This window comes from Oenococcus oeni (assembly GCF_020510245.1).
Lineage (GTDB): Bacteria > Bacillota > Bacilli > Lactobacillales > Lactobacillaceae > Oenococcus > Oenococcus oeni.
Genome location: NZ_CP084701.1, coordinates 1,167,030 through 1,189,918 on the forward strand (window position 1 = coordinate 1,167,030; position 22,889 = coordinate 1,189,918).

Sequence of the window (22,889 nt, forward strand, 5' to 3'; positions counted from 1 at the left end):
CTTGCTTCGCCTCAAATTAAAGGAGCAAGTATTTCATCATCTGAATCCTTTACTTCTTTGAACGATAAGCGTTCCAGAAGTAATAAGGAGCACCAGATGAGAAGTATTGAACACCCTTAACTTTTGAATTCGAAAGTGTCGCTGCATTTACCCAGAAAACAGGATTAACACCTGCATTTTGATAAAGAACTTTTTCGGCTTTGATTTCGTCAGCAGTACGCTTGGTATCACTCAAAGCATTTTTATCGGAAGCGCTCTTAATAAGTGCATCGTATTCCTTGTTCGACCAGCTTCCATCATTGTTAGAACCACCAGTAACGAACATATTCAAGAATGTTAATGGTTCAGAATAATCAGCACTCCAAGCTGCTAGAACAACGTCGAAATTATGATTTTCCTGATCAAGCAAACGTTGTTTGAATGGAACCAACTTCTCTTTAACTGTCAAACCAGGTAATTCTGACCATGACTGTTGCAGGGTATCAAGCGTCGACTTAGTTACTGTCGAATCCGATGATCCTTCAATTGTCAAAGTCAACTTCTTCAAGCCAACTTCTTTCATGCCTTCGGCAAACAGTTTCTTCGCTTTTTTAATGTTGTAGGCATAAGCGGTTGCTTTGGCTGCGGCTTTAGCAAAGTCGCCACCAGTGGCAGTTTTAGCCAAACCGGCTGGAGTAATCCCAGTAGCCGCTGAATCAAGACCTTCGGAAACCGAATTAGCAATGGTCTTTCGATCAGTTGCCAAGTTTAAAGCCTCACGAATCTTAGCATTGGTTAGGCCTTTGACCTTGCCAGTCTGGTTGTACTCAAGATAATCTGTTTGAGATTGATTATAAATCTTAAAATTCTTAGAATTCTTATATTTCTTGATCTGCTGTGGCGTAGACAAAGTTACCTGATCAAGTTCGCCCTTGTTGTAAAGAGCCAGAGCAGCCGTTGTATCAGTCACAACTTGGAAATTAACACCTTTGTTTTTAACTGCCTTGGCATCCCAATAGTTCTTGTTTGGAACCAACTTAAATTTCTTATTGGAACCGTTCCAACCGACAAATTTATAAGGACCACTGTAAACCTGTTTGGAAGAACTTGTACCAACCTTGCTTCCCAAACTCGACTCAAACTTCTTGTCTTGTGCGAAGAAGACTGGAAAGGCCATTAAGTTCTGGAACTGAGGCATTGGGTGTTCTAGGGTGACAACCAAAGTTGTTTTGTTCTTTGCTTTGATTCCCAAAGAACTCAAGTCCTTATTCTTGCCGGAATTAATCGCATCAGCGTTTTTAATTCCGGAATAAATATAAGCATACTGACTTGCCGTCTTTGGATTAACCGTTCTTTGCCAGGCATACACGAAATCCGATGCAGTTAGTGGATCTCCGTTTGACCATTTCAAGCCCTTGCGCAAATGGAAAGTCCAAGTTAAACCATCTTTGGAATGTGACCAGCTTTTAGCGAGACCGGCTTTCGGTGCGCCGCTGGATGTCCGGGAAAGTAGTCCCTGTTGGACATTGGCTGCAACTTCAAATGCATAGCTATCAGTCATCTGTGACAAATCCTGAGTTGTCATATCAACCGGTAAATACTCATTCAAAACATTGGAAGTGGTCGACTTCTTGCCTAAAGTTGCATATCCCGCAACTCCGCCAATAACAATCACGGCCGCTAAAGCGGTAATACCGACTTTTTTGCCCGTTGACATCTTTTTCTTTCTTGCCATTAGTAAATTATCCTCCCGTCTCATTAATTAATTAAATGAGAATAAAACTGAATTATTATATGCGCTAATCTTTTCGGAAATCAAGCAAGATGTTAGTTTTTTTGACAACAATCTTCGGATTTTCCGATCAATTTCTCAATCTATTTCTTTGAAATATAGGCATGCATGTAATAACTGCCCGCGCCAGAAGAGAAATTGAGGATGCCTTTGACTTTCGGATTCGTCAGAACCGGTGAGTTAACCCAATAAACAGGATTAACAGCGGAATTCTGATAGAGAATCTTTTCTGCCCTAACTTCATCGGCAATTCTCGCCTTGCTATTCAAAGCGTCTTTGCTCTCTGCAGCATTAATTGCTTGGTCATATTCTTTACTAACCCATTTGCCGTCATTATTAGGCGAATCAGAAGTGAACAAACCGAGAAAAGTAGTAGCTTCGGCGTAATCAGCAATCCAATCAGTCAATATAACTTGAAAATTGCCATTAGCCGCATCTTGCAAACGTTGTTTAAAGGGAACAAATTTCTCTTTTACTGTTAAACCGGGTAATTGTTCCCAAGTTTGCTGAATTGTATCCAAAGTAGATTTCGAAGTAGTTGAATCCGAGGTGCCTTCAACCGTCAAAGTCATTTTCTTCAAGCCGGCTTCTTTCATGCCTTCGGCAAACAGTTTCTTCGCTTTTTTAATGTTGTAGGCATAAGCGGTTGCTTTGGCTGCGGCTTTGGCAAAGTCGCCACCAGTTGAAGTAAGTGCCAAACCGGCTGGAGTAATCCCAGTAGCCGCTGAATCAAGACCTTCGGAAACTGACTTTGCAATTCCTTTACGATCAGTTGCCAAGTTTAAAGCCTCACGAATCTTAGCATTGGTTAGGCCTTTGACCTTGCCAGTCTGGTTGTATTCCATGTATAAGGTTTCCGACGAGTTGTAAATTTTCAAATCTTTAGAACTCTTATATTTTTTGATTTGTTCAGGAGTGGTTAAAGAAACCGAATCCAATTGATCCTTTTTATACGTTGCCAGGGTAGCAGTTGGATCGGTAATAACCTGAAAATCGACACCCTTGTTTTTGACTGCCTTAGCATTCCAATAGTTCTTGTTTGGAACCAATTTGAACTTTTTGTTGGAACCATTCCAACCAACAAATTTGTAGGGACCATCGTAAACCTGTTTGGAAGAACTCGTGCCAACTTTCTTACCGAGACCCTTCTCAAATTTTTCATCTTGAGCGAAGAAAACTGGAAAAGCCATTAAATTTTCAAATTGAGGCATTGGATGCGACAATGTCACCACAAGAGTGTTTTCCCCTTTTGCTTTGATTCCCAAAGAACTTAAGTCCTTATCCTTGCCGGAATTAATTGCGTCGGCATTTTTAATTCCAGAGTAGATGTAAGCGTACTGACTTGCGGTCTTTGGGTTAACTGTTCTTTGCCAGGCATAAACAAAATCAGAAGCCGTTAGTTTATCGCCATTCGACCACTTCAATCCTTTACGCAAATGAAAAGTCCAAGTCAATCCATCTTTGGAATGTGACCAACTTTTAGCAAGACCAGCTTTTGGCGAACCATTGCTCTTTCGAGAAAGCAATCCTTCCTGAGAATTGGCTGCAACCAAAAATGCATAACTGTCCGTCATCTGTGACAAATCCTGAGTCGTCATATCTTCCCCAAGATATTCATTCAACACATTTGTATTAGATGAACTGTTCTTGAGCAGCGCACTAGATCCAAAAATGCCACCGACAACTATCACAAGCGCTAAAGCCGCGATAGCAACTTTTTTGCTAGTAGACATTTTTTTCTTTCTTGCCATTAATAAAACTCCTTCTCCTTCCTTTTCACCAAATAATTAAATGAAAATAAAATTGCGTTATTATATGCTCTATTTGACTTTAAAATCAAGCTATATGTTAGCTTTATTGACAAGAATATTCGGATTTTAGACTTAAAAATGAAATAAAAAAGCCGGTATAATCGGCTTTTTTGTAGTTCTAAGCACTTTTATTACAATTTTAAATAAAAAATATAATCATTTTAAAAAATAAAAAAATAACAATTTTATTTGTAATATTTTAAAAAATTATTTGACAACTATATTAATAATTTTCCCAGGAATTGCAATGATTTTAACAATGTTTTTATCGGCAACTTGTTTTTTAACATCTGGATTATCTGTTGCCATTTTTGCCAACTCATCACGAGAGATATCAACAGGTGTATTGATCTTTGCCCTAACTTTCCCATTGATCTGAACAGCCATTTCAATCTGTTTTTCAATAATTTGACTTTCATCGTAAGTTGGCCAGGTAGCATAAGCAATTGTTTCCTGGTGACCCATTCGCTGCCAAAGTTCTTCGGTTATATGCGGAGCAACCGGATTAAGCAGTTGCAAAAAGGCATTCATATATTTTTTTGGTAGTTTTTCAGCCTTAAAAGTTTCATTGATGAAAACCATCATCTGCGAAATAGCTGTATTAAAGCGCATTGCTGCATAATCCTCGGTTACCTTTTTAACAGTTTGATTGAAAATTTTGTCAAGCTTATGATCGTTCTCGCTAACAATTATCGGATTAATACCATCACCGTCACTGGTGAAGATTCGCCATACACGGTCCAAATAACGCCTTATACCAGCTAAACTTTCGGTACTCCAAGGTTTTGACTGGGTTAGAGGTCCCATAAACATTTCATAAACACGCAAAGCATCAGCACCATAAGAGTCGACTATTTCATCTGGATTAACGACATTGCCCTTTGATTTAGACATTTTTTCATGGTTGGTTCCGAGAATCATCCCCTGATTAACAAGCTTTTGAAAAGGCTCTTTAGTCGGTACAATACCTAGATCATATAAGAATTTATGCCAAAAACGAGCATAAAGCAGATGCAAAACGGCGTGTTCCGCTCCGCCAACATATAGATCGACATTCATCCAATACTTTAATTTTTCTGGATCGGCGAGAACTTTATCATTATGTGGATCGATATATCTTAAGAAATACCAGGAAGAACCGGCCCACTGGGGCATTGTATTTGTCTCACGACGACCCTTTACTCCATCTTGGCGAGTAACTTCCAGCCAGCTCTTAGCATTAGCCAGCGGTGATTCGCCGGTACCGGATGGTTTCATTTGATCTTGGTTTAAATGTGGCAGCCGTAAGGGCAGCTCGCTTTCCGGAACCAGTGTTTGCTTGCCATCTTCCCAATGGATAACAGGAATTGGTTCGCCCCAGTAACGTTGACGGGAAAATATCCAGTCGCGAAGTTTGTAATTAACCTGTTTATGGCCGGCATCGTGTTCTTCTAGCCAATCAATAATCTTTTCAATCGCTTGTTTTTTATCCAAGACATCCAAAAAAGCGGAATTTATATGAGTACCGTCGCCAGTAAAGGCTTCTTTGGAAATGTCGCCACCCTTGATCACCTGCCTAATCGGTAAATCAAATTTTTTAGCAAATTCATAATCACGCGTATCATGAGCTGGAACAGCCATTATCGCCCCGGTCCCATAACTTGATAGGACATAATCAGCAATCCAAATCGGTATTTTTTCCCCATTAACCGGATTAATTCCATAGGCGCCGGTAAAGGCGCCGGTTTTTTCCCGATTAAGATCAGTTCGCTCCAAATCGGATTTGGAAGCAATTTTAGCTTTATAAGCGTCAACATCCGCCCTGCATTCGCTAGTTGTAATCTTGTCAACTAAATCGTGTTCAGGCGCCAAAACCATATAAGAGGCTCCAAATAAGGTATCTGGGCGAGTAGTATAGACCTCTACTTGATAATCACTTTTTCCATCAACTTTAAAAAATACCGCTGCACCGGTTGATTTTCCTATCCAATTCCGCTGCTGCTCTTTAATTGCTTCCGGCCAATCAAGATCATCCAAATCGGAAAGCAGACGCTCGGCATATTTAGTAATTCTTAAAACCCACTGTTTCATCGGAACACGATATACCGGATAACTGCCACGTTCGGTTTTGCCGTCAATAACTTCTTCATTGGCGACAACTATTCCACCACCAGGGAAATCAGGCGCCCAATTGACCATAATTTCATCTTCGTAAGCAAGGCCTTTTTTATAAAGTTGTTCGAAAATCCACTGAGTCCATTTGTAATATTCTGGATCGGTCGTATTTATTTCCCGGTCCCAGTCATAAGAAAAACCAAGTGATTTAACCTGCTTTTTAAAATGCTTAATATTTTCATTTGTAAAATCAGCCGGATTGTGGCCGGTTTTAATCGCGTATTGTTCGGCAGGAAGGCCAAAGGCATCCCAACCCATAGGCTGTAAAACATTGAAACCACGCATCCGGTTAAAACGAGCCATAATATCGGTGGCTGTGTAGGATTCAGGATGGCCAACATGTAGACCTTGTCCCGATGGGTAGGGAAACATATTCATGACGTAATATTTTGGTTTTCCGGAAGTTTCCGGAGCCGTTTTGAATGTTTTGTGTTCATCCCAATAGGTTTGCCATCTTTTTTCAATTGCTTTGTGATCGTAACTCATAAAATCTCCCATTTTATTTCTAAGTTGATGGACAAAAAAATCCGCCTGTAAAAACAACAGGACGGATTTCCGCGGTACCACCTGAATTCGCTAAAGCGCACTCAATATAGATTAATTAATTAAAATTATCAGCCGAGTTCGAATCAAGATTTTGCAAACTCGCATCAAACGTTTGCTTTCTGTAAAAACCTTATATCTACTACTACTAATTGTGTTTATTATAACTTAATTTGCCAAAAGAGCTTTAATTTTTTCAACTTGATCGAGCTTCTCCCAAGGAAGATCCAAATCGGACCTGCCAAAATGACCAAAAGCAGCTGTTTGCAAGTAAATAGGACGCCGTAAATCAAGCTGATTAATAATTGATAAAGGCCGAAAATCAAAAACCTGATCGACAATAGAATAAATTTTATCAATTGATACTTTCTCTGTTCCGAAAGTATCTAAATCAATCGAAACCGGCCGAGCGACACCGATTGCATAGCCTACCTGAATTTCCAGTTTATCGGCTAAACCGGCTGCCACCAGGTTCTTAGCAACGTAACGCGCGTAATAGGCACCTGAGCGGTCGACCTTTGTAGCATCTTTACCGGAAAAAGCTCCGCCGCCATGATGGGCAGCACCACCGTATGTATCAACAATTATTTTTCTGCCGGTTAAACCAGAATCGGCTTGTGGACCGCCCAAGGACCATAATCCAGACGGATTAATGAAAAATTTTGTATTTTCATCGACCAATTCTGTCGGCAATACAGGAGCAATAATATCTTCGCTGATGCGGGCCCGCAAATCTTCCAATTCGATTCCTTCGATGTGCTGTGCAGAAAGAACAACTGCCGAAATACGTTTTGGACGATTATCGTCCCCATATTCAACAGAAACCTCTCCTTTTCCATCGGGACGCAAGTAGCTGTTCGAGTCACCCGCCTCACGGACGGTTTTAAGCTGTTTCATCAACTTGTGAGAAAGCTGCAGCGCCAAGGGAATATAGTCGCTGGTCTCGTTATTTGCATAACCATAGATAATTCCCTGATCACCAGCTCCGATTTGATCAGGGTCGTCTTCTGCTTGGTCGACAGCACTTGAAATCTCTGCTGACTGCTCGACAATTTTATTAGAAACATTTACAGAATCATAGGTAAAACCCAATTTTGGTTCAATGTAACCGATTTTTTTAATTGTATCAGTGGCAACATCCCTAACGTTGACATAAGCTTTCGTTGATAATTCACCAAAGATAGAAACATCTCCGGTCGAGACGGTAACTTCAATCGCACTTCTCGCTAGAGGGTCCTGTTTTAGAACCTCATCTAAAATGGCGTCCGCAATCTGATCAGCAATTTTGTCTGGATGACCAATCGCGACCGACTCACTCGTAAAAAACTTTTTCATAAATCAAAATTCACTTTCTAACAAAAACAGGCCGATAGGAGTCTGTTTAGGCTTAGACCCATCGCTTACCACTGGGGCACCTTGCAAAAAAGCAGGTTGCCGGTAGCTCATCGGGTGGTATCCCTCACTACGCTCTGAATAGGTTTTAACTGCAATTGTTAATTAAATTGTAGCGAATCTATTTTATAATTGCAGAATATGAATGATATTCCTGTAAAAAAGACAAGCGATCGATCTTTTTTGATAGTTTCAATTTCCCTAACAACCGCTATTTTCAACTTCATTTGGTGGCTTTATTTAAATATCAATGGCAATCTAGAAAATTTATTTAGTCAAGGACAACAAAGCGAATTAAGTTTGTTATATACAATAAGCCTATCAGTAAGCATTTTTATCGGATTAAACAAAATTATTTCAACTCATTGGCAATTAATTCCAATTTCCGTCGCTTTAGCTGTCGCCTACTACATTGGCAACCAGCAAAATTGGAAGATCATGCTTTTGTTGTTATTATTTCCGGTTTTTTTAATTCTACTGCCCTTGAAAAAATTACATTTAATATCTATTTACGGCCTGCTGGATATTAGTTTTATGGCTGGTTTTGTTCTGCCATCAGTACTTCTCTACCTACAAAAAGGTCGGCTGACAAAGGATTTTCTGAACAGCCTGCTTTTGTTGACCTTGACATTCACTTTTTTTCTGGCCGGAATTTTTATTTCATCAAAAATCCAAAAATTCTTGATCGGTTTGGTCAGTGGCACTGCCTTAATAGTCATTTGCTCTATAAACGACCACAATCTTTGGTTTTTGGGAACATTATTCTAATCGTATTAACCTGGTTATTTTTAAATAAATTGACTCTTCGCCAAAAATATCGATTACCTTTTTTCTCGTTGATAATGTTGTTCTCAATTTGCCTGGCAATGTTTCAAATAAATGCTTAACTAATTTTCCTTTAATAAACTATCAATCACGTCCAAAACACCATCATGGTTATTATCAAGTCTGGTTTTTAATTTTATTTTTGTTTGCATTGAAATATCCGAATTGATCATCAAATAACTTTTCGGATATTTTTTTAACATTTCCAAATCGTTCTCATTATCACCAAATGTAACAATTTGTTGGTCGGTTGCCATCCAACGCTTTTGAAGAAACTTTAAGCCGGTTGCTTTATTGGCATCAGCCGCCAAGACGTCGACATTGCCAAAACCAGAACCAGTAGAATGGACTTCGTCTCCAAAAACCCGCCGCAAACGGTCGACCTGCTTGGCGACATCGACATTTTTCCAAAGAAAAGTAACTTCAAGAATTTTTTCTTTGCTTTCCATTAATTTATCAATCTGTTCGATGTCGTGATACCATTCAGAAATTTCTTTTATTAATTCTGGCGTTGCATGATTAGAAACATAAGATTTCTTCAGTCCGGTCAAGATAACGAAATTATTATCGGAGTCAGGATTCTCAGCATTCCAATCAATCACTTTTTGAATCTGTTGATCGGAAAGAAAAGCCGCATGCACCAATTTATCATAATCATAGGAAGCGGCGCCATTTGAAGCAACATAGCTAATTTTTAGGCCTTTTTTTAAAACAGGCGCAAAAATCTTTTTCAAATGTGAAATTTTATTTCCGGAAGCAGCTACGAATTTTATATTGCGATGGTTCATTTCTGCTAACTGCTCGGAAAAACGATCGACATTATAGCTTTTGTCGTCACGTAGAAAAGTGCCATCCATATCACTTGCAATTACTTTTAGATCCATGTCAGCCCTCCAGAAAATTACCTCGAACAATTTTAACATACGTCTAAATAAAGACTTAAGACGAATAGAAAACGATTAACTCCCACACAAGAAATTAAAATAGTTTAATTAAGACAATTCCGATAACCATTAAAATAATTCCAAGAACCTGAAGAGGAACGATCGGATTCCGTTTAGCAGCAAACCAACCAAACTGATCAACCAGCATACTGCCGGTAATCTGGCCAAGCAGGACAATAACGACCGTAAAACCAGTGCCGATCAATGGAACCAAGTATGCGTTTCCGAGAACAAAAAGTGCACCAATTAAACCACCAATCCAGATCCACCAAGGGAATTTCCGATTAAAAGCCGGTGCAAAATGATAACCATGTTCAACAACCGCGACAATTATCCAAAGAGCAATCGATCCAATCAAAAAAGAAACAAAAGCAGCTTTAACCGCTGAATTCAAGACAGTTCCCAAATGACCATTAATAGCCGTTTGCGATGCACTGAACATCCCGGTAACAATGCCGCCTATTCTCCAAAACCATTGAGAATTTCGGTTGGAATTCTGCAAAAGAGAATTATCAGAAATTATTTCTTTACGGGCGGAAAATAACTTTTGAGCAGAGATAGCCAAAAAAACGCCAAGTAAAACCAAAAGAGCTCCTAAAATACGGATTATATTGAGAGCGTGGGTTGGTGAATAGAACCAACCAAAATTATCAATCAACATGCTCATAATAATTTGACCGACAATTGGCATAATAACAGTCTGAACCCCACCAAGGTGCGGAAAAAGAAGGATATTTCCAGTCAGATAAATAACGCCAAGTAAACCGCCAACCCAAATCCACCAAGGCTGATTTTTAATCAGATCAACACCAATTTCCAGCGAATGAGTAATTAATAAGGCAACAAGTGCCAAGAAAATAGTCCCAATCGTAAATGAAGTCATCGATGAAAGCAACGGTGAAGAAAAAGCGTTACGCAAACGGGAATTAATCGCCGTTTGCATTGGCAGGCCGATCCCAATAGACAAACCAATAATAACTGCAAACAATTTATGTACTCCTAATCTTTAATGCTTACTTTTCAAAAGGGAAAGCTTCTGTCATTCTAGCATTGATTAAAAAGACGGTGCATATCTTAACGAGAAAATATTAAAATAACCCGATGCCATAAAAGAATTTACGTCAATTGAAACTGCATGTGATGATATTTGTGTTCGGAAATCATAAGATCGCTGATTATCCTAAAACCAAAAGACCGATAAAGTTTTAGAGCCCTGGTATTTCTAAAATCGACATTTAATCCCAAAAGCAGTTCCCCTTCTTGAATCGCCGTTTTTCGTGCCGCTTTTAAAAGTTCTGTTCCGATTCCCAAACCGCGAAAATCTTCAACAACGGAAATAGAATCGATATACCATTCATTATCAAAACTTTCTCGGTCGGGGAAAACTATTCTATTTTGTTTATACTTCTTAGCAAGAATTTTTTGTAAAGTATGATCAAAAGTAAACTCGTCTTTTCCCGGATAACCAAAAAGAACTCCAACGACTTTTTGATTATCGCGAGCAACCAGAGCTTTTGAAAAATGATAGCGGGTGTGGCGATCCTCTTGGGAGGCCAAATAATAAGCCTCAAGCAGTTGGAATTCATCTAATAACTTAATTTCCATATCATGAAATATCCGTCCCTCCAAATTAAGTATTTTTAGCTGGTCAGTTTGATTAGCTTTTTCAATTAGCAAAGATTATTTCCTCTTTTTAGACAATTATTGGAAATTGTCAAATTATTTTTTACTTATTTTTAAATATAATATTAACAAAGGCCCCGAAACAGATGATTTGGTCAAAATAAAAACGCCTTTGGGGTGGCGTTTTTTGGGATTAATTATTATGAAGAGAGTTTTTAATTTATTTGGAAGGAATATTTTATTATTGGAGAGTTGTTCGTCGGGATTTGTTTTTAACAACTTGTCCTTTGGAACAGTTTTAATTATTCAATTGACAGATTAAAAGAAAATAAAGAGAGATAAAACGAAGATAAAGTTAATTTATGTATAAAAAGAAAAAGAAAGAGGATTTTTTAGGATAATAAAAGATATGTATGATGGAAAACCTTTTTTGCAATTGTTTTTGCTTATCAAGAAAGGATTAATCGCAACAATTGCAATGATAATTACGATGGTCTTGATGCTTGACGACATTGAAAACTACCCCATTTCGAAAATGGATGGAAATATGTTGATGATATCGATATACGGATCGATTACGGTTGCTTTACTGAATGTTTTTCAAGCAATTTGTTTATTTGTTTATTTAAATAATACTTTTCGATCGATTTACGTGATAAGCAGTTACATAAGTAACACTATATTGGTAATTATTTGTACAAGTCGCGTTAATGATTATTCATTTATGTATCTGGGCATTTTTTCCGGCCTGTTGGGAATATTTTTACTAACTTATCAAATATGGTGTGGACGCCGCTATCATCTTGTCAATCATCCTTAAAATTTTGGCCAAAAATACTGAACCACATTCGTACGATAAGATACTTTTTAAAAAGAGAGTTTAATTATGATACATAAAACAAAGGCATTTCGAATATCAATCCTGGCACTCTTTATTGCATTTATCATTATTCAGAATTTTGTGCCCCTACTCGGCTACATACCGGTCGGTCCCTTAAGCTTAACGACTATTCAGATTACAGTTATCATAGCTGCAGTCGTCTTCGGACCGGTCGATGGAGGAATAGTCGGCGCGGTCTGGGGAATTCTTTCCTGCATCAAAGCTTTTACCGCACCATCCAGTCCAGTTGAACCTTTGATCTTTACAAACCCTTTAATAGCAATTATTCCGAGAATTATAGTCGGAATAATTGCCGGCTATTTGTTTATCGTTTTAAATAAATTAAAATTAAAAAAAACGATTGCCATGTTTCTCTCGGGATTGATTGGAGCACTCACGAATACCATATTAGTTCTTGGACTAATTTACATTTTTTACCGTACTCCTGCAGTTGCACACGCCTACGGTGTTTCGGACCCAAAATATTTAGGCGGCCTTTTATTGTTGGTCATTGCTACAAACGGTATCCCAGAAGCGATTTTATCTTCGATTATTACACCGATTATTTCTCTTCCTTTGGAACGCTACCTCAATAAAGACGAATAAACAAATTTCAAAAAATTTAATCTTAGTGGAGGATTTTTTGTCAAATAAAGCTCTTGAAATAAAAAACTTATCTTTTAAATACCGCCATAATTCAAAGGAAACGTTAAAAAAGATTAATTTGTCCGTTGAAAAAGGAAAATGGCTCTCGATTCTTAGCCGTAACGGAAGTGGCAAAACGACTTTAATTAAATTAGCTGCAGGTCTCTTGGAGAATAGTTCCAAAGGTTCAATTAAAATATTCGATCAAGAAGTAAACCAAGAAAACTTCGCTTCGATCAAAGAACATATTGGAATGGTTTTCCAAAATCCGGACAATCAATTTGTCGGTCCGACAGTTCAAGACGATGTGGCTTTTGGCCTAGAAAATAAATCCATTGAACGAAATGAAATGATTGAAAGAGTCGATTCGGCATTAAAAGACGTTGAAATGATTGAATTCGCTAATCGCGAACCGAATAGCTTATCAGGAGGACAAAAACAACGCGTTGCTCTTGCAAGTGTACTTGCATTGCAACCGGACATCATTATTTTGGATGAAGCAACAAGTATGCTCGACCCAAAAGGCCGAAAAAGTCTACTAAAATTGGTTCAAAAATTACGTTCTCAATACAAAATTACCGTGATAGCAATCACTCACGACATTCAAGAAATCGAACAGTCGGATCAAGTCATAATAATAGACGGCGGCAAAAAGAAATTGGAGGGAAAACCTGCGAAAATTCTGATCGAAGATGAAAAACTCGAGTCTTTTGGACTTGAAGTCCCTTTTACAAAGAGGGTCAGAAAAAGACTTTTCGAATTAGGAATAATTTTGCCAAACGATTATGAATCAAAGGAAATGGTAGCCAATAAAATATGGAAATATTATTCAAAAATGTAGATTATATTTACCAGCCGAACTCACCTTTTCAATTCAAGGCACTGACAGATGTCAATTTAAAAATCGAGAGTGGCTCTTTTACGGCTATAATCGGAAAAACCGGTAGCGGAAAATCAACTTTGATACGACATTTAAATGGTTTATTAAAACCAAGTTCCGGCGAAGTAAAAATTGGCAACCTTACAATCACTTCGTCAATCAAAGAAAGTCAGTTAAGTGATCTGAGAAGAAAAGTCGGAATGCTTTTTCAATTTCCCGAGCAACAATTATTCGCTGATACAGTTGAACACGATATTGAGTTTGGACCAATAAATTTTGGAACAACTAAAGAAAAAGCAAAAAAAATTGCTAGAGAAAGCTTGAAAAAAGTTGGCTTAAATGACGAATTCTTAAATCGTTCACCTCTAGAATTATCCGGCGGGCAGATGCGCAGAGTCGCTTTAGCTGGCGTCTTGGCAGTTAAACCGGATATCTTAGTACTTGATGAACCGACTGCCGGCTTGGATTTCATCGGAAAAAAAGAAATAACGAAACTAATCAAAAAACTTCAATTAGAAGAGCACACAACGATTATTTTAGTTAGCAATTCAATGGAGGACGTTGCCGATTACGCAGAAGAGGTCATTCTTCTAAGCAAAGGAAAAGTAATCAAACAGGCTTCTCCAAACAAAATTTTCTCGAATAAAGAAATAACCAGTGCTTTAGGAATTGAGACTCCGCAAACAACGGTTCTTGCGGAATTTTTACTTGAGAGAGGTGTAGATTTCAAAGGTTCTTTGCCGATTAATGAAAAGAGTTTCAATAATTTCCTTAAAAAAATTTTTGAGGAAAAGAAAAAAACGAGAATTTTATAAATATGATATTTGGAAGATATGTGTCCGGCGACTCATTTATACATAAACTCGATCCAAGAGATAAACTGATTTCTGCGACTTTAATAATAATTATTAGTTTTTTGGCAAACGAACCTTTGTCCGCTTTGATTCTCGGATTGATATGCTTGCTGATTTTATTGGTATCTAAAATTAAACTACTCTTTTTCTTTCGCGGAATAAGATTTTTTTTAATCATGATTGCTTTCACGGCAATACTTCAATTGCTGTTTGCAAATAATGGCGAAGAGCTCTTTTCAGTTGGTCCAATTAGAATCACTTCCTTTGGAGCCAAAATCGCTTCATTGACTTTTTTTCGCTTTTCGCTGGCAATTATAATTGCAACACTTTTCACTCTCACAACTTCAATGATTCAAATTTCCGATGCAGTCGGATATTTAATTCGACCATTAAAAATATTTAAATTACCGGTTGACGACATCGTGCTGACTCTTTCAATAGCATTGAGATTTATTCCAACAATGCTTCAGGAAATTTCAACTATCAGTGATGCCCAAAAAGCACGTGGATCCTCGCTAAACAGCAGATCGATCGCTAAAAAAATCAAAGCAATTGTCCCAATTTTGATGCCGCTTTTTATCGCATCGGTTAGACGTGCAGAGGATTTGGCAACCGCCATGATCATGCGTGGATACAGCGATGGAAAAAATAGGACAAAATTTAGAATAATGAAATGGAAGAATAGAGATACCTTGATTATCCTGTTTCTCTTGTTTCTGTTAATTTTCTTCGGAATAACAAAAAAATAAGCCAATGGTTTGTTACAAGGAGATTGTGATTTATATATGTAATTATGGATATTTAATCAATGTTAAGATTATAGATCTTGTTTTTTTAAATCGACACTATAATTGTTTTCTACAGACTTTCGTAAAGGACAAGAAAAACAAAAATAATGGATTTAAAAAGCAAGCCTTTAACAAAAACAAGAATCAATCTCGGCGCAAAAACAAAGGGTGGAAAAAGAGAACTTAAAAAGGGTGGTTTCTTAAAAGTCTGGGGTCCCGGCTTAATTGTTATGCTAGCCGACACAGACGCCGGCTGTTTAATAACAGCAGCCCAATCGGGAGCACAATGGGGCTATACAATGGTGCTGCCCCAATTGCTTTTAATTCCAATTTTGTATATGGCCCAAGAAATGACGGTCCGCCTTGGAATCGTTACAGGAAAAGGTCATGGGGAACTGATTCGGGAAAATTTTGGTTTTGGTTGGGCTTGTTTATCAGCTGGTACTCTAGCGCTTTCGGTAGTCGGTGCCCTTTTAACCGAATTCGTCGGTGTGGCAGGCGTTGGTGAATTATTTGGTATATCGAAATGGATTACGATCCCGATAGCGACAATAATTCTTGTTGGAATCGCTTTTAGCGGAAGTTACAGAAGAGTTGAAAAAGTCGGTATCATCGTTGGCTTGGCAGAACTGGCCTTTGTTGTTGCAATGGTAATGGTTCATCCCCAGATGAACGAACTTTTGTCAGGTTTGACTTCAATTCCATTAGGAGAACCATCTTACATATATTTAGTTGCGGCAAATGTGGGCGAAGTGATCATACCCTGGATGATCTTTTATCAGCAGGGAGCAGTTGTTGATAAAGGTTTGAGCAAAAAGACAATAAAAAAGGAGCGCCATGATACAGCTGTCGGAACTTTAATCACTCAAGGAATCATGATTGTCGTCGTAGTCACTTTTGCGGCGACTATCGGTCGGCTGGGTAAGCATCCCTCACTTAACACAGTTGGAGAAATTGTTCATGCCCTGGTACCCTTCATCGGTTCCTGGCAGGCTAAAACTTTAATCGGTGCAAGTATGCTAGGCGGATCTTTGGTCGCAGCTCTCGTGGTCGCTTTAGCAGGTACTTGGGGAATAACCGAGGTTCTTGGATGGAAACACAGCCTTAACGAACATTTGAATAAGAAAAATTTTGGCTTCTATGCAATTTATGCTCTCGCTCACATAATCGGAGCAGTTTTGGTCCTAGCAAATGTCGGTCTTGTTTCTTTAGCAATAACTGTCGAAGTGATGAACGCTCTTTTATTACCAATTGTCCTTGGTCTTTTATTGGCATTAGAAGCAAAGGCACTTCCAGACAAATATCGTATGCACGGCTTTTACAAGTGGCTCGTTACGATTCTTTGCCTTTTAGTAATGATTTTTGGCTTATATATGATTGGCCCAGCAACCAATCTTTGGTAATAAAAACCCGGCATAAAAATGCTGGGTTTATTTTACTAGGATGTGTAAAAGTAAAAACGAATACTAATCAAACTCTTCGTAAGTATTAGGATCTTGTCCATCAACACGGCCATCAGAACGGTTCAAAGCATTGATTTGCTCTATTTCGGATGAGGTTAGAGAAAAATCAAAAATATCAATATTGCTGCGTTGATGAATTAGACTACTAGCTTTCGGCAAGGGTATAATTCCCCGCTGGGTATGCCAACGAAGAATAATTTGGCCAGTATTTTTACCGTATTTATCAGCCAAATTTTTAATAATATCTTCTTTAAGAGCTGCACTGCCCCTTCCAAGTGGGCTCCAAGCTTCGCTGACAATGCCGCGTGATTTATTAGCAGCAAGCATATCTTCCTGAACCCAATAAGGATGAACTTCAATTTGATTGACAGCCGGAGTAACGCCGCTTTCATTGATAATACGGTCTAGATGTTCAGGAAGAAAATTAGAAACACCAATCGAACGGATCAAACCGAGTTTCTGGGCATCAACCAAAGCCTTCCAAGCTTCGACATAATGGTCCCGTTTCGGCAAGGGCCAATGAATTAGGTAAAGATCCAGATAATCTATTCCCATCCGAAAAATAGATTCCTGAATCATCATCAGAGCATCTTGATAATGATGATATTTTCCAGGTAGCTTAGAAGTAACTATAAATTCGGAACGAGGAATACCCGAACGACGAATGGCCTCGCCAACAGCTCCTTCGCTATCATAATTGGTCGATGTATCAATCAAACGATAGCCGTCTTCAATAGCAGACAAAATTTGATCGACCCCTTGGCCGCCTCTGACTAAATAAGTCCCCAAACCGATTGCCGGCAATGAATGGCCATCATTTAAAACAATATTTGGAACGGAACGCGATAATACCATATAAACTTTCTCCTCTCTTTTACAACTTTATAAACTAATTTTAATTCTTTGAATAAATTAATAAATGAAATAAAAAAATATTTTTATTAAAAAGAATTTAAAATTAAGTTTAAATTTGTAATTTACTTACTATTAATAATAAACGCGTTTAATTTTAACACCAAAAAATAAAATAAGAAAATTACATAAAAAATCAATGAAGCTTTTGGTATTCTTCATTGATATTCGTCTTTAAATAATCAACCCTTTCAGTCCACTCGGAAAAACTTCTGTTCGGCTTAGTAGAGAGCTTATATAGTTCGCTCGCCTGATCAACAATTTTTTTTGTCGAAGCATATTTATTAGTGATATATGAAATGCGGCTAAACTTTTCATGCAATTTTTTTAAAAGAAACAATTTGTGCTGTGCATCAACCAAGTTGGCCTGAGCCAAAGTAATGTTTCTGATCTGTGATTTCATCGCACTGTTGACCAAGCTGCTTATCTGATTATTATCGCTGTTTCCATTAGGAAAATTCTGCCAACTTTGATAGATTGCCCTGCTTGCTTTTCCTGATCCCTGCGTTGATTCGTACGCACTTTCAACGGCCATTTTTTGATATGTTACAGCCAAAGATTTAGCTGTTGATACTTTTTCCTTTCGATCCTTTTTTTTCTCAATTAAGCGTTCTTTATGTAGCTCGTTTTTAAATCCAATCGTACTGAATGTCAAAGCAACGGCGGAAAATAAAAAAAGGATCGACGAAAAAAGCAATGTTATATAAATAACTTTGCTCTTTTTTTTAAGCATTAGCATTGTCGTACTGACTGCTAAAACTATCAAAAAAAATAACGATAAAACAAGTGTTAAAACAAATACTTTTTCCATTTTTTGCTTAAACGATATTAAAAATAAAGTTTAAAAAACCAAATCCTTCTATATTTTTCAGCCAATTGCAAATCCCTTCCAGAATTGGAATGACTAAGTTCATTATAAGGTTTAAAGTGAATCAATTCAGATATTTACTAAGTGATTATTAAAAAGATCACTATTGATTGTTATCAATCCTTTTCAACATGTAAACAGCAAATTCCTCAAGTTCTGCCTGTCCATATTTCCGACCGACAAAAATCGGATTTTGGCTACGGTACTCGCTAAGGGATCGTTGGATAAGCCTAGAAAATCTTTTTGGAATCTTTTCTAAAGCCCATAATCCTCCGGACAGTTTCGAGGTTATCAAATGGTCTTTTTTATACGCCAAGGCCCGACAAAGATTGAGAATTACATACATCGGTTGACTGATTATTTCAGTTCTGGCCGAATCGACATCGTAAAGTATGCTCTGCCAATATATTTCGCTTGGAACCCGGCTAAACACATTTTTAATTTTACTGCCGCTTAAGACTTGGCCAAAATTATTAATGACCATAATATGAGCGGCCAAATCGGGATCTTTTCCTCGCATTCGCTTAATATAACTTTTGCCGTCCCTCAAATACTCGTCATAATGCATTTTAGAAAAATGGAAATCAAATGCCAATGGCTGTTTAAAATTTAATGTGTCCCTTAAAAGCAATACATGAAATTCAAGCCCTTTTTCTGGTGATAAAGGCCATAAATAATCAAGAGTGTATTCCATTAATCGTTTTTCGCTATCAAAGGATAAGGCTTCTTTAACAACAATTATATAATCAAGATCACTGATTCTTTCGTTGTAACAGCCAAAAACGTAAGAACCGTGCAAATAAATCCCAATTAAATTTCCTGCCAGGATCTTTTCATAACCGACCTTCAGCAAAGATAATAGTTCGTCAGTTCTTGCCATTAAAAAAATAATATCAAACATTTTGAATCATAAATATAAACTGATCAAATAGAAAAAAATCTACTATCTTCCTTTTGGAATATACTTTGAATTACTAGCAAAAGTTAGAAGATTATTTTTATGAAAAATAAGCAAATTATTGGCGGAATAAAGTTAAATTTAACGAAAATTAGTTAAAAGGAAGCGTTTTCTAGCAATTAAAAACGATTTCTTTATTTTTTTAGAGATAAATCAAAGAGTCTTCCATTTATAATTATTTCAGGGAGAGTCGATAAAACATGTCTTTACTGGGGTTTTCTGCTTTAACTATTGCGATTTTTTCTTTTCTGTTCTATTTAAGTTGCGTATTACTGAAAAAGAACAAAAAATACAAGTTAATTGCTTTGACTATTATTCCAATAAGCATCCTGCTAGTAATAATTTCAGGATTAGTTGGAAATGGACAAAGCAAATTTGCAGGAGTAAATTTTAACAAAGAAAAAATAGTAACAATAAACGAAATTATCAAAAGAGAGAGAATTTTATCAGATGATATCGTTAATTCAGATGATGGTAACGAAAAGTATCAGAACAAAATTAATCTTGATGAAAAAGCTTTAAATTCATCCTGTAGAGAAATGTCAGGTCGAAATTTATGTGGTGAACAAGCAAATGATTTTTTATCGGTTCAAGGACTAAGGACCAGGTACGAAAAAATTTGTATGATGAGGTACTTCATAAGTGACGAAATCAATAAATCAATAGCTTTTTCAATGAAAAATATTTCAAGAAGACAAGCTGAAGAGATAAGTGCGACAATGACTCATGGAGTTTTCGGATACTAAATGTTATCTTTGGACAATTGAATAAGATTCTGTAATATCAATAATGATGGCAATTTAACAATTATTGAAGTAAAGTAGCCTTGTATTCAGATTCTAATAAGATTGATTTAAAATTAAGAAAATAAGATTTTGAGGATCGCAATAATGGAAAAGACTGATTTTAACAAATTCATGGAAGAAGTTAGCAAATTGAACGATGATCAAGACAAGATTTTTTTGGCTTCAGATTTGAGAAAACTTGAAAGTTCCGGTGAAAGTGAAGAAACACTGATAAAAAATCTGAAACATGCAATTGACGAAAACTTAATTGCAGTTGTTGAAAAACAAAAAAACTGGCATCCGGAAGATTATCTCGAAAAATATGACATCAAGATCACAAAATCCGGTCAAAATTTTATTAATTCAATTAGCAGTAATTAAAAAGCTTTAATAAGATGAATCTTTTAAGTGACTTGCTAGGCGCTATAGAAGACTTCTCTTTTGAAAACACCGGCAAAAACAGCAATAGTTCTTCTTTTTCTGCTTAATAAACATTATATGTAAAGATATTAAAAAACTCCGTTTGCTTGTAAAACGGAGTTTTTATTTAGTCTGAAATAAAAAACAATTTTATGCACTAGTGAGTATCGAATATTCAGTTTACCTTAAAAAGCAGTAATAACTGATTATCAGTCGAGGTAAAAGTGAGGAACCGATCACGATCCGTCCGGGCTTCCAATCCAAAACAAGTTTCGAAAAAAACATTATTTTTTCGCTGTAATCGTGGAGCTGAGATACATATCCGATTTAAATTTTCGTGCAGCTTTTGAAATAAGAATATTAATAATAAAACCAATCAAACTCATGCCAACAACAATCCAAACATTAATACCGGAAATTTTTGTCGCGGCAAGCGCGATATTGCTGATAAAACCTATGGCATAAACAATGTTCACGAAATCCATAAATGAAACTGCAAATCTTTTAGAGGTTAATAAACGAATCAATGCCCAAGAATACAAGAAGACGACAAATAATGATGTTCTAAAAACAATTCCAAAATTCGGATGATCTTTGTGAAAAAGGAAAATAAACGAGTTACTGGAAATAAAAAGTATCACCGTCAAAAAAATCATTGAAATCAGTTTTTTTCTGCTATTTATAACGTCAACTCCTTTTCATTGAAAATATTTAGAAATAAAAACCAACGATCGTTCCAGTCAAAATAGATGCCAATGTCGCACCAGCCAATAATCTAATCGAAAACTTAGCCACGTAGCTGCCCTGTTTAGCACTAATCGATTTAATCGACCCGGTAATAATACCAATTGTCCCAAAATTTGCAAATGAAACCAAGTAGGCCGAAATAATCGCATTCGCTTTCGTACTTAAGGTCCCCGCAATTCCATGCAAAGTTCCCATGGCTACAAATTCATTAGTAATTAGTTTGGTAGCCATCAAACTGCCGACTTTTAATATATCGCTTGTAGGTACGCCCATTAAAAAAGCGATTGGCGCGAAAATATATCCGATTAAACTAGTGAAACTAATATTAATTACGGCCAAAAAACTATTGTTTAAAAAAGTGACCAATGCGACAAAACCAATCAACATTGCAGCGACGGTAATTGCAAGTTGGAAACCATCAACGATATAATTTCCCAAGACTTGGAAGAAAGGTTCGGCGTTACCTTTGGAAATTTCAACTAATTTATCCTCTTTTTCAGGAATATAAGGATTAACGATAGAGGAAATAATCAAGGCAGACAAAATATTCAAAAAGACAGCTACCACAACGAATTTCCCAGGAACCAGCTTCATATAAGAGGCAAGCATAGCCGCTGAAACCGCGCTCATTGCCGAGGCAGAGATTGTATAGAGACGCTGTTCCGTCAACTTAGGAATTTGATCTTTAACGGTTAAGAAAACTTCGGGCTGGCCTAAAACAGAGGTGGAAACGGCAAAATAGCTTTCCAGTTCTCCCATCCCGGAAATTTTGTTTAATCCCCAACCAGCCCATTTAATAATAAATGGTAAAACTTTAATATAATTCAAAATTCCAACTAGAGCGGAAATAAAAACAATCGGCATCAAAACACTCAAGAAGAAAACCGAACTACCGGCTTTGATCACAAAACCGCCAAAAACGAAATCAACACCCCCGGCAGCTTGTTTCATTAACCAATTAAAGAACAAGGAGATCTGCTTTAAAGTATTGACTCCTCCTGATGTGTGCAAACAAATAAACGAAATTATTATTTGAAGCATAAATAGCCTTCCAATTGTACCGAAACGGATGTGCTTTCGGTCACTGCTGATTAGCCATCCAATTACAAATACCAATAAAATTCCTGTTACCAGAAAAACAAAATTCATATTTCACTCCCTACTGTTCAATTATTCCCCAAATTCATCAAGAAATAAAAGAATTATTCTCAGATCTAATTTAATCAAATACATGTTGTCTGCAAAAAATATAAGGGCAACAGAAAAACGCTGCGACGATTAGTAAAACTTTTTCTGGACTTTAATACTAATATGCCGCTGGTTTCCGAGCATATATTTTTTTATTAATAAAATTTTGCTTCTTCACAGTACAACGTTCTGAAAGCGCTGTCAATTTTAACGTAATATAACTTCCTTTATTTTGGCTTTGTTTTTTTGTAAATTAAAACGAAGAAAACTTTACCGATAAATTTAGTCGATTAAAGTTATCAAAACAGCAAGATCAGGCTCTTTTTAAGTTTCGTTTGATTCTCTGTTAAGGAAAATGCTATAATTCCTGTAGTAATTTTCTGATAGCGAATCAAAGATTCGTCATGTAACTAGAGAAGATCTCATCTAGGCAAGAAA

General features: G+C 37.0%; 21 protein-coding genes. 9 read left to right on the forward strand and 12 right to left on the reverse strand.

Translation table 11 applies throughout. The annotated features are described in order from the left end of the window. Window positions 1–49 precede the first annotated feature (49 nt). The 4 genes from J3U91_RS06150 to metK form a co-directional block, all read right to left on the reverse strand. Window positions 50–1,714: a peptide ABC transporter substrate-binding protein gene (locus J3U91_RS06150; RefSeq protein ID WP_002820931.1), complete on the reverse strand. Its 1,665-nt coding sequence runs from the start codon at window positions 1,712–1,714 to the stop codon at window positions 50–52. 140 nt (window positions 1,715–1,854) lie between these two features. After that, window positions 1,855–3,522 (reverse strand): peptide ABC transporter substrate-binding protein, encoded by a 1,668-nt coding sequence (locus tag J3U91_RS06155; RefSeq protein ID WP_002820578.1) that lies wholly within the window; start codon window positions 3,520–3,522, stop codon window positions 1,855–1,857. A 267-nt stretch (window positions 3,523–3,789) separates the two neighbouring features. Beyond that, the gene (gene leuS / locus J3U91_RS06160) at window positions 3,790–6,222 is read right to left on the reverse strand and encodes a leucine--tRNA ligase (RefSeq protein ID WP_002818743.1); all 2,433 of its coding nucleotides are present in this window, start codon (window positions 6,220–6,222) and stop codon (window positions 3,790–3,792) included. A 225-nt stretch (window positions 6,223–6,447) separates the two neighbouring features. Beyond that, window positions 6,448–7,614, reverse strand: coding sequence for a methionine adenosyltransferase (gene metK / locus J3U91_RS06165; protein ID WP_002816583.1), 1,167 nt, complete (start codon window positions 7,612–7,614; stop codon window positions 6,448–6,450). Between the two features lie 198 nt (window positions 7,615–7,812). On the opposite strand from metK, the gene J3U91_RS06170 reads away from it, so the two are divergent. After that, complete coding sequence (locus J3U91_RS06170; RefSeq protein ID WP_002818742.1) at window positions 7,813–8,439, forward strand: hypothetical protein; 627 nt, start codon at window positions 7,813–7,815, stop codon at window positions 8,437–8,439. 119 nt (window positions 8,440–8,558) lie between these two features. On the opposite strand, the gene J3U91_RS06175 is transcribed toward J3U91_RS06170, so the two are convergent. The 3 genes from J3U91_RS06175 to J3U91_RS06185 all read right to left on the reverse strand — a co-directional run bounded on the left by J3U91_RS06175 (window position 8,559) and on the right by J3U91_RS06185 (window position 11,117). Next, window positions 8,559–9,380, reverse strand: a complete 822-nt coding sequence (locus J3U91_RS06175) for an HAD-IIB family hydrolase (protein ID WP_002818741.1) — start codon at window positions 9,378–9,380, stop codon at window positions 8,559–8,561. Window positions 9,381–9,474: 94 nt separating this feature from the next. Then, the gene (locus J3U91_RS06180) at window positions 9,475–10,428 is read right to left on the reverse strand and encodes a DMT family transporter (RefSeq protein WP_002818740.1); all 954 of its coding nucleotides are present in this window, start codon (window positions 10,426–10,428) and stop codon (window positions 9,475–9,477) included. A gap of 128 nt (window positions 10,429–10,556) precedes the next feature. Beyond that, entirely contained in the window at window positions 10,557–11,117 is a 561-nt protein-coding gene (locus J3U91_RS06185; RefSeq protein WP_002818739.1) for a GNAT family N-acetyltransferase, read from the reverse strand. Between the two features lie 355 nt (window positions 11,118–11,472). On the opposite strand from J3U91_RS06185, the gene J3U91_RS06190 reads away from it, so the two are divergent. From J3U91_RS06190 to J3U91_RS06215, 6 genes are all read left to right on the forward strand, one after another. Next, entirely contained in the window at window positions 11,473–11,883 is a 411-nt protein-coding gene (locus J3U91_RS06190) for a hypothetical protein (protein WP_002818735.1), read from the forward strand. Window positions 11,884–11,949: 66 nt separating this feature from the next. Further along, window positions 11,950–12,549, forward strand: coding sequence for an ECF transporter S component (locus J3U91_RS06195; protein ID WP_002818733.1), 600 nt, complete (start codon window positions 11,950–11,952; stop codon window positions 12,547–12,549). Between the two features lie 37 nt (window positions 12,550–12,586). Beyond that, window positions 12,587–13,429, forward strand: a complete 843-nt coding sequence (locus J3U91_RS06200; protein ID WP_002818729.1) for an energy-coupling factor transporter ATPase — start codon at window positions 12,587–12,589, stop codon at window positions 13,427–13,429. Next, a complete protein-coding gene (locus J3U91_RS06205) occupies window positions 13,405–14,283 on the forward strand; it encodes an energy-coupling factor transporter ATPase (protein ID WP_002818728.1) in 879 nt (292 codons plus the stop codon). Before J3U91_RS06200 ends, J3U91_RS06205 begins: the two co-directional genes overlap by 25 nt. A 20-nt stretch (window positions 14,284–14,303) precedes the next feature. Then, window positions 14,304–15,071: an energy-coupling factor transporter transmembrane component T family protein gene (locus tag J3U91_RS06210; protein ID WP_002818726.1), complete on the forward strand. Its 768-nt coding sequence runs from the start codon at window positions 14,304–14,306 to the stop codon at window positions 15,069–15,071. Window positions 15,072–15,217: 146 nt separating this feature from the next. Beyond that, window positions 15,218–16,513 (forward strand): NRAMP family divalent metal transporter, encoded by a 1,296-nt coding sequence (locus J3U91_RS06215; protein WP_002818725.1) that lies wholly within the window; start codon window positions 15,218–15,220, stop codon window positions 16,511–16,513. Between the two features lie 63 nt (window positions 16,514–16,576). On the opposite strand, the gene J3U91_RS06220 is transcribed toward J3U91_RS06215, so the two are convergent. The 3 genes from J3U91_RS06220 to J3U91_RS06230 form a co-directional block, all read right to left on the reverse strand. Further along, window positions 16,577–17,428 carry an aldo/keto reductase gene (locus tag J3U91_RS06220; protein WP_002818724.1) on the reverse strand — a complete coding sequence of 284 codons (852 nt, stop codon included), beginning with the start codon at window positions 17,426–17,428 and terminating at the stop codon, window positions 16,577–16,579. Window positions 17,429–17,621: 193 nt separating this feature from the next. Next, the gene (locus J3U91_RS06225; protein ID WP_002818723.1) at window positions 17,622–18,296 is read right to left on the reverse strand and encodes a hypothetical protein; all 675 of its coding nucleotides are present in this window, start codon (window positions 18,294–18,296) and stop codon (window positions 17,622–17,624) included. Window positions 18,297–18,456: 160 nt separating this feature from the next. Continuing rightward, window positions 18,457–19,254 (reverse strand): DUF4111 domain-containing protein, encoded by a 798-nt coding sequence (locus tag J3U91_RS06230; protein WP_002818722.1) that lies wholly within the window; start codon window positions 19,252–19,254, stop codon window positions 18,457–18,459. A 257-nt stretch (window positions 19,255–19,511) separates the two neighbouring features. On the opposite strand from J3U91_RS06230, the gene J3U91_RS06235 reads away from it, so the two are divergent. Then, the gene (locus J3U91_RS06235; protein WP_002818721.1) at window positions 19,512–20,057 is read left to right on the forward strand and encodes a hypothetical protein; all 546 of its coding nucleotides are present in this window, start codon (window positions 19,512–19,514) and stop codon (window positions 20,055–20,057) included. A 144-nt stretch (window positions 20,058–20,201) separates the two neighbouring features. Then, window positions 20,202–20,477 (forward strand): hypothetical protein, encoded by a 276-nt coding sequence (locus tag J3U91_RS06240; protein ID WP_002818719.1) that lies wholly within the window; start codon window positions 20,202–20,204, stop codon window positions 20,475–20,477. Between the two features lie 323 nt (window positions 20,478–20,800). On the opposite strand, the gene J3U91_RS06245 is transcribed toward J3U91_RS06240, so the two are convergent. Further along, a complete protein-coding gene (locus tag J3U91_RS06245; RefSeq protein ID WP_002822886.1) occupies window positions 20,801–21,172 on the reverse strand; it encodes a hypothetical protein in 372 nt (123 codons plus the stop codon). Window positions 21,173–21,227: 55 nt separating this feature from the next. Beyond that, window positions 21,228–22,412 carry a NupC/NupG family nucleoside CNT transporter gene (locus J3U91_RS06250; RefSeq protein WP_002818715.1) on the reverse strand — a complete coding sequence of 395 codons (1,185 nt, stop codon included), beginning with the start codon at window positions 22,410–22,412 and terminating at the stop codon, window positions 21,228–21,230. Window positions 22,413–22,889 lie beyond the last annotated feature (477 nt).

Coding starts and splice junctions, on each gene's coding strand:
- J3U91_RS06150 (WP_002820931.1), bottom strand. CDS start 1,714: ATGGCAAGAAAGAAAAAGATGTCAACGGGCAAAAAAGTCGGTATTACC.
- J3U91_RS06155 (WP_002820578.1), bottom strand. CDS start 3,522: ATGGCAAGAAAGAAAAAAATGTCTACTAGCAAAAAAGTTGCTATCGCG.
- leuS (WP_002818743.1), bottom strand. CDS start 6,222: ATGAGTTACGATCACAAAGCAATTGAAAAAAGATGGCAAACCTATTGG.
- metK (WP_002816583.1), bottom strand. CDS start 7,614: ATGAAAAAGTTTTTTACGAGTGAGTCGGTCGCGATTGGTCATCCAGAC.
- J3U91_RS06170 (WP_002818742.1), top strand. CDS start 7,813: ATGAATGATATTCCTGTAAAAAAGACAAGCGATCGATCTTTTTTGATA.
- J3U91_RS06175 (WP_002818741.1), bottom strand. CDS start 9,380: ATGGATCTAAAAGTAATTGCAAGTGATATGGATGGCACTTTTCTACGT.
- J3U91_RS06190 (WP_002818735.1), top strand. CDS start 11,473: ATGTATGATGGAAAACCTTTTTTGCAATTGTTTTTGCTTATCAAGAAA.
- J3U91_RS06195 (WP_002818733.1), top strand. CDS start 11,950: ATGATACATAAAACAAAGGCATTTCGAATATCAATCCTGGCACTCTTT.
- J3U91_RS06205 (WP_002818728.1), top strand. CDS start 13,405: ATGGAAATATTATTCAAAAATGTAGATTATATTTACCAGCCGAACTCA.
- J3U91_RS06215 (WP_002818725.1), top strand. CDS start 15,218: ATGGATTTAAAAAGCAAGCCTTTAACAAAAACAAGAATCAATCTCGGC.
- J3U91_RS06220 (WP_002818724.1), bottom strand. CDS start 17,428: ATGGTATTATCGCGTTCCGTTCCAAATATTGTTTTAAATGATGGCCAT.
- J3U91_RS06225 (WP_002818723.1), bottom strand. CDS start 18,296: ATGGAAAAAGTATTTGTTTTAACACTTGTTTTATCGTTATTTTTTTTG.
- J3U91_RS06230 (WP_002818722.1), bottom strand. CDS start 19,254: ATGTTTGATATTATTTTTTTAATGGCAAGAACTGACGAACTATTATCT.
- J3U91_RS06235 (WP_002818721.1), top strand. CDS start 19,512: ATGTCTTTACTGGGGTTTTCTGCTTTAACTATTGCGATTTTTTCTTTT.
- J3U91_RS06240 (WP_002818719.1), top strand. CDS start 20,202: ATGGAAAAGACTGATTTTAACAAATTCATGGAAGAAGTTAGCAAATTG.
- J3U91_RS06245 (WP_002822886.1), bottom strand. CDS start 21,172: ATGATTTTTTTGACGGTGATACTTTTTATTTCCAGTAACTCGTTTATT.
- J3U91_RS06250 (WP_002818715.1), bottom strand. CDS start 22,412: ATGAATTTTGTTTTTCTGGTAACAGGAATTTTATTGGTATTTGTAATT.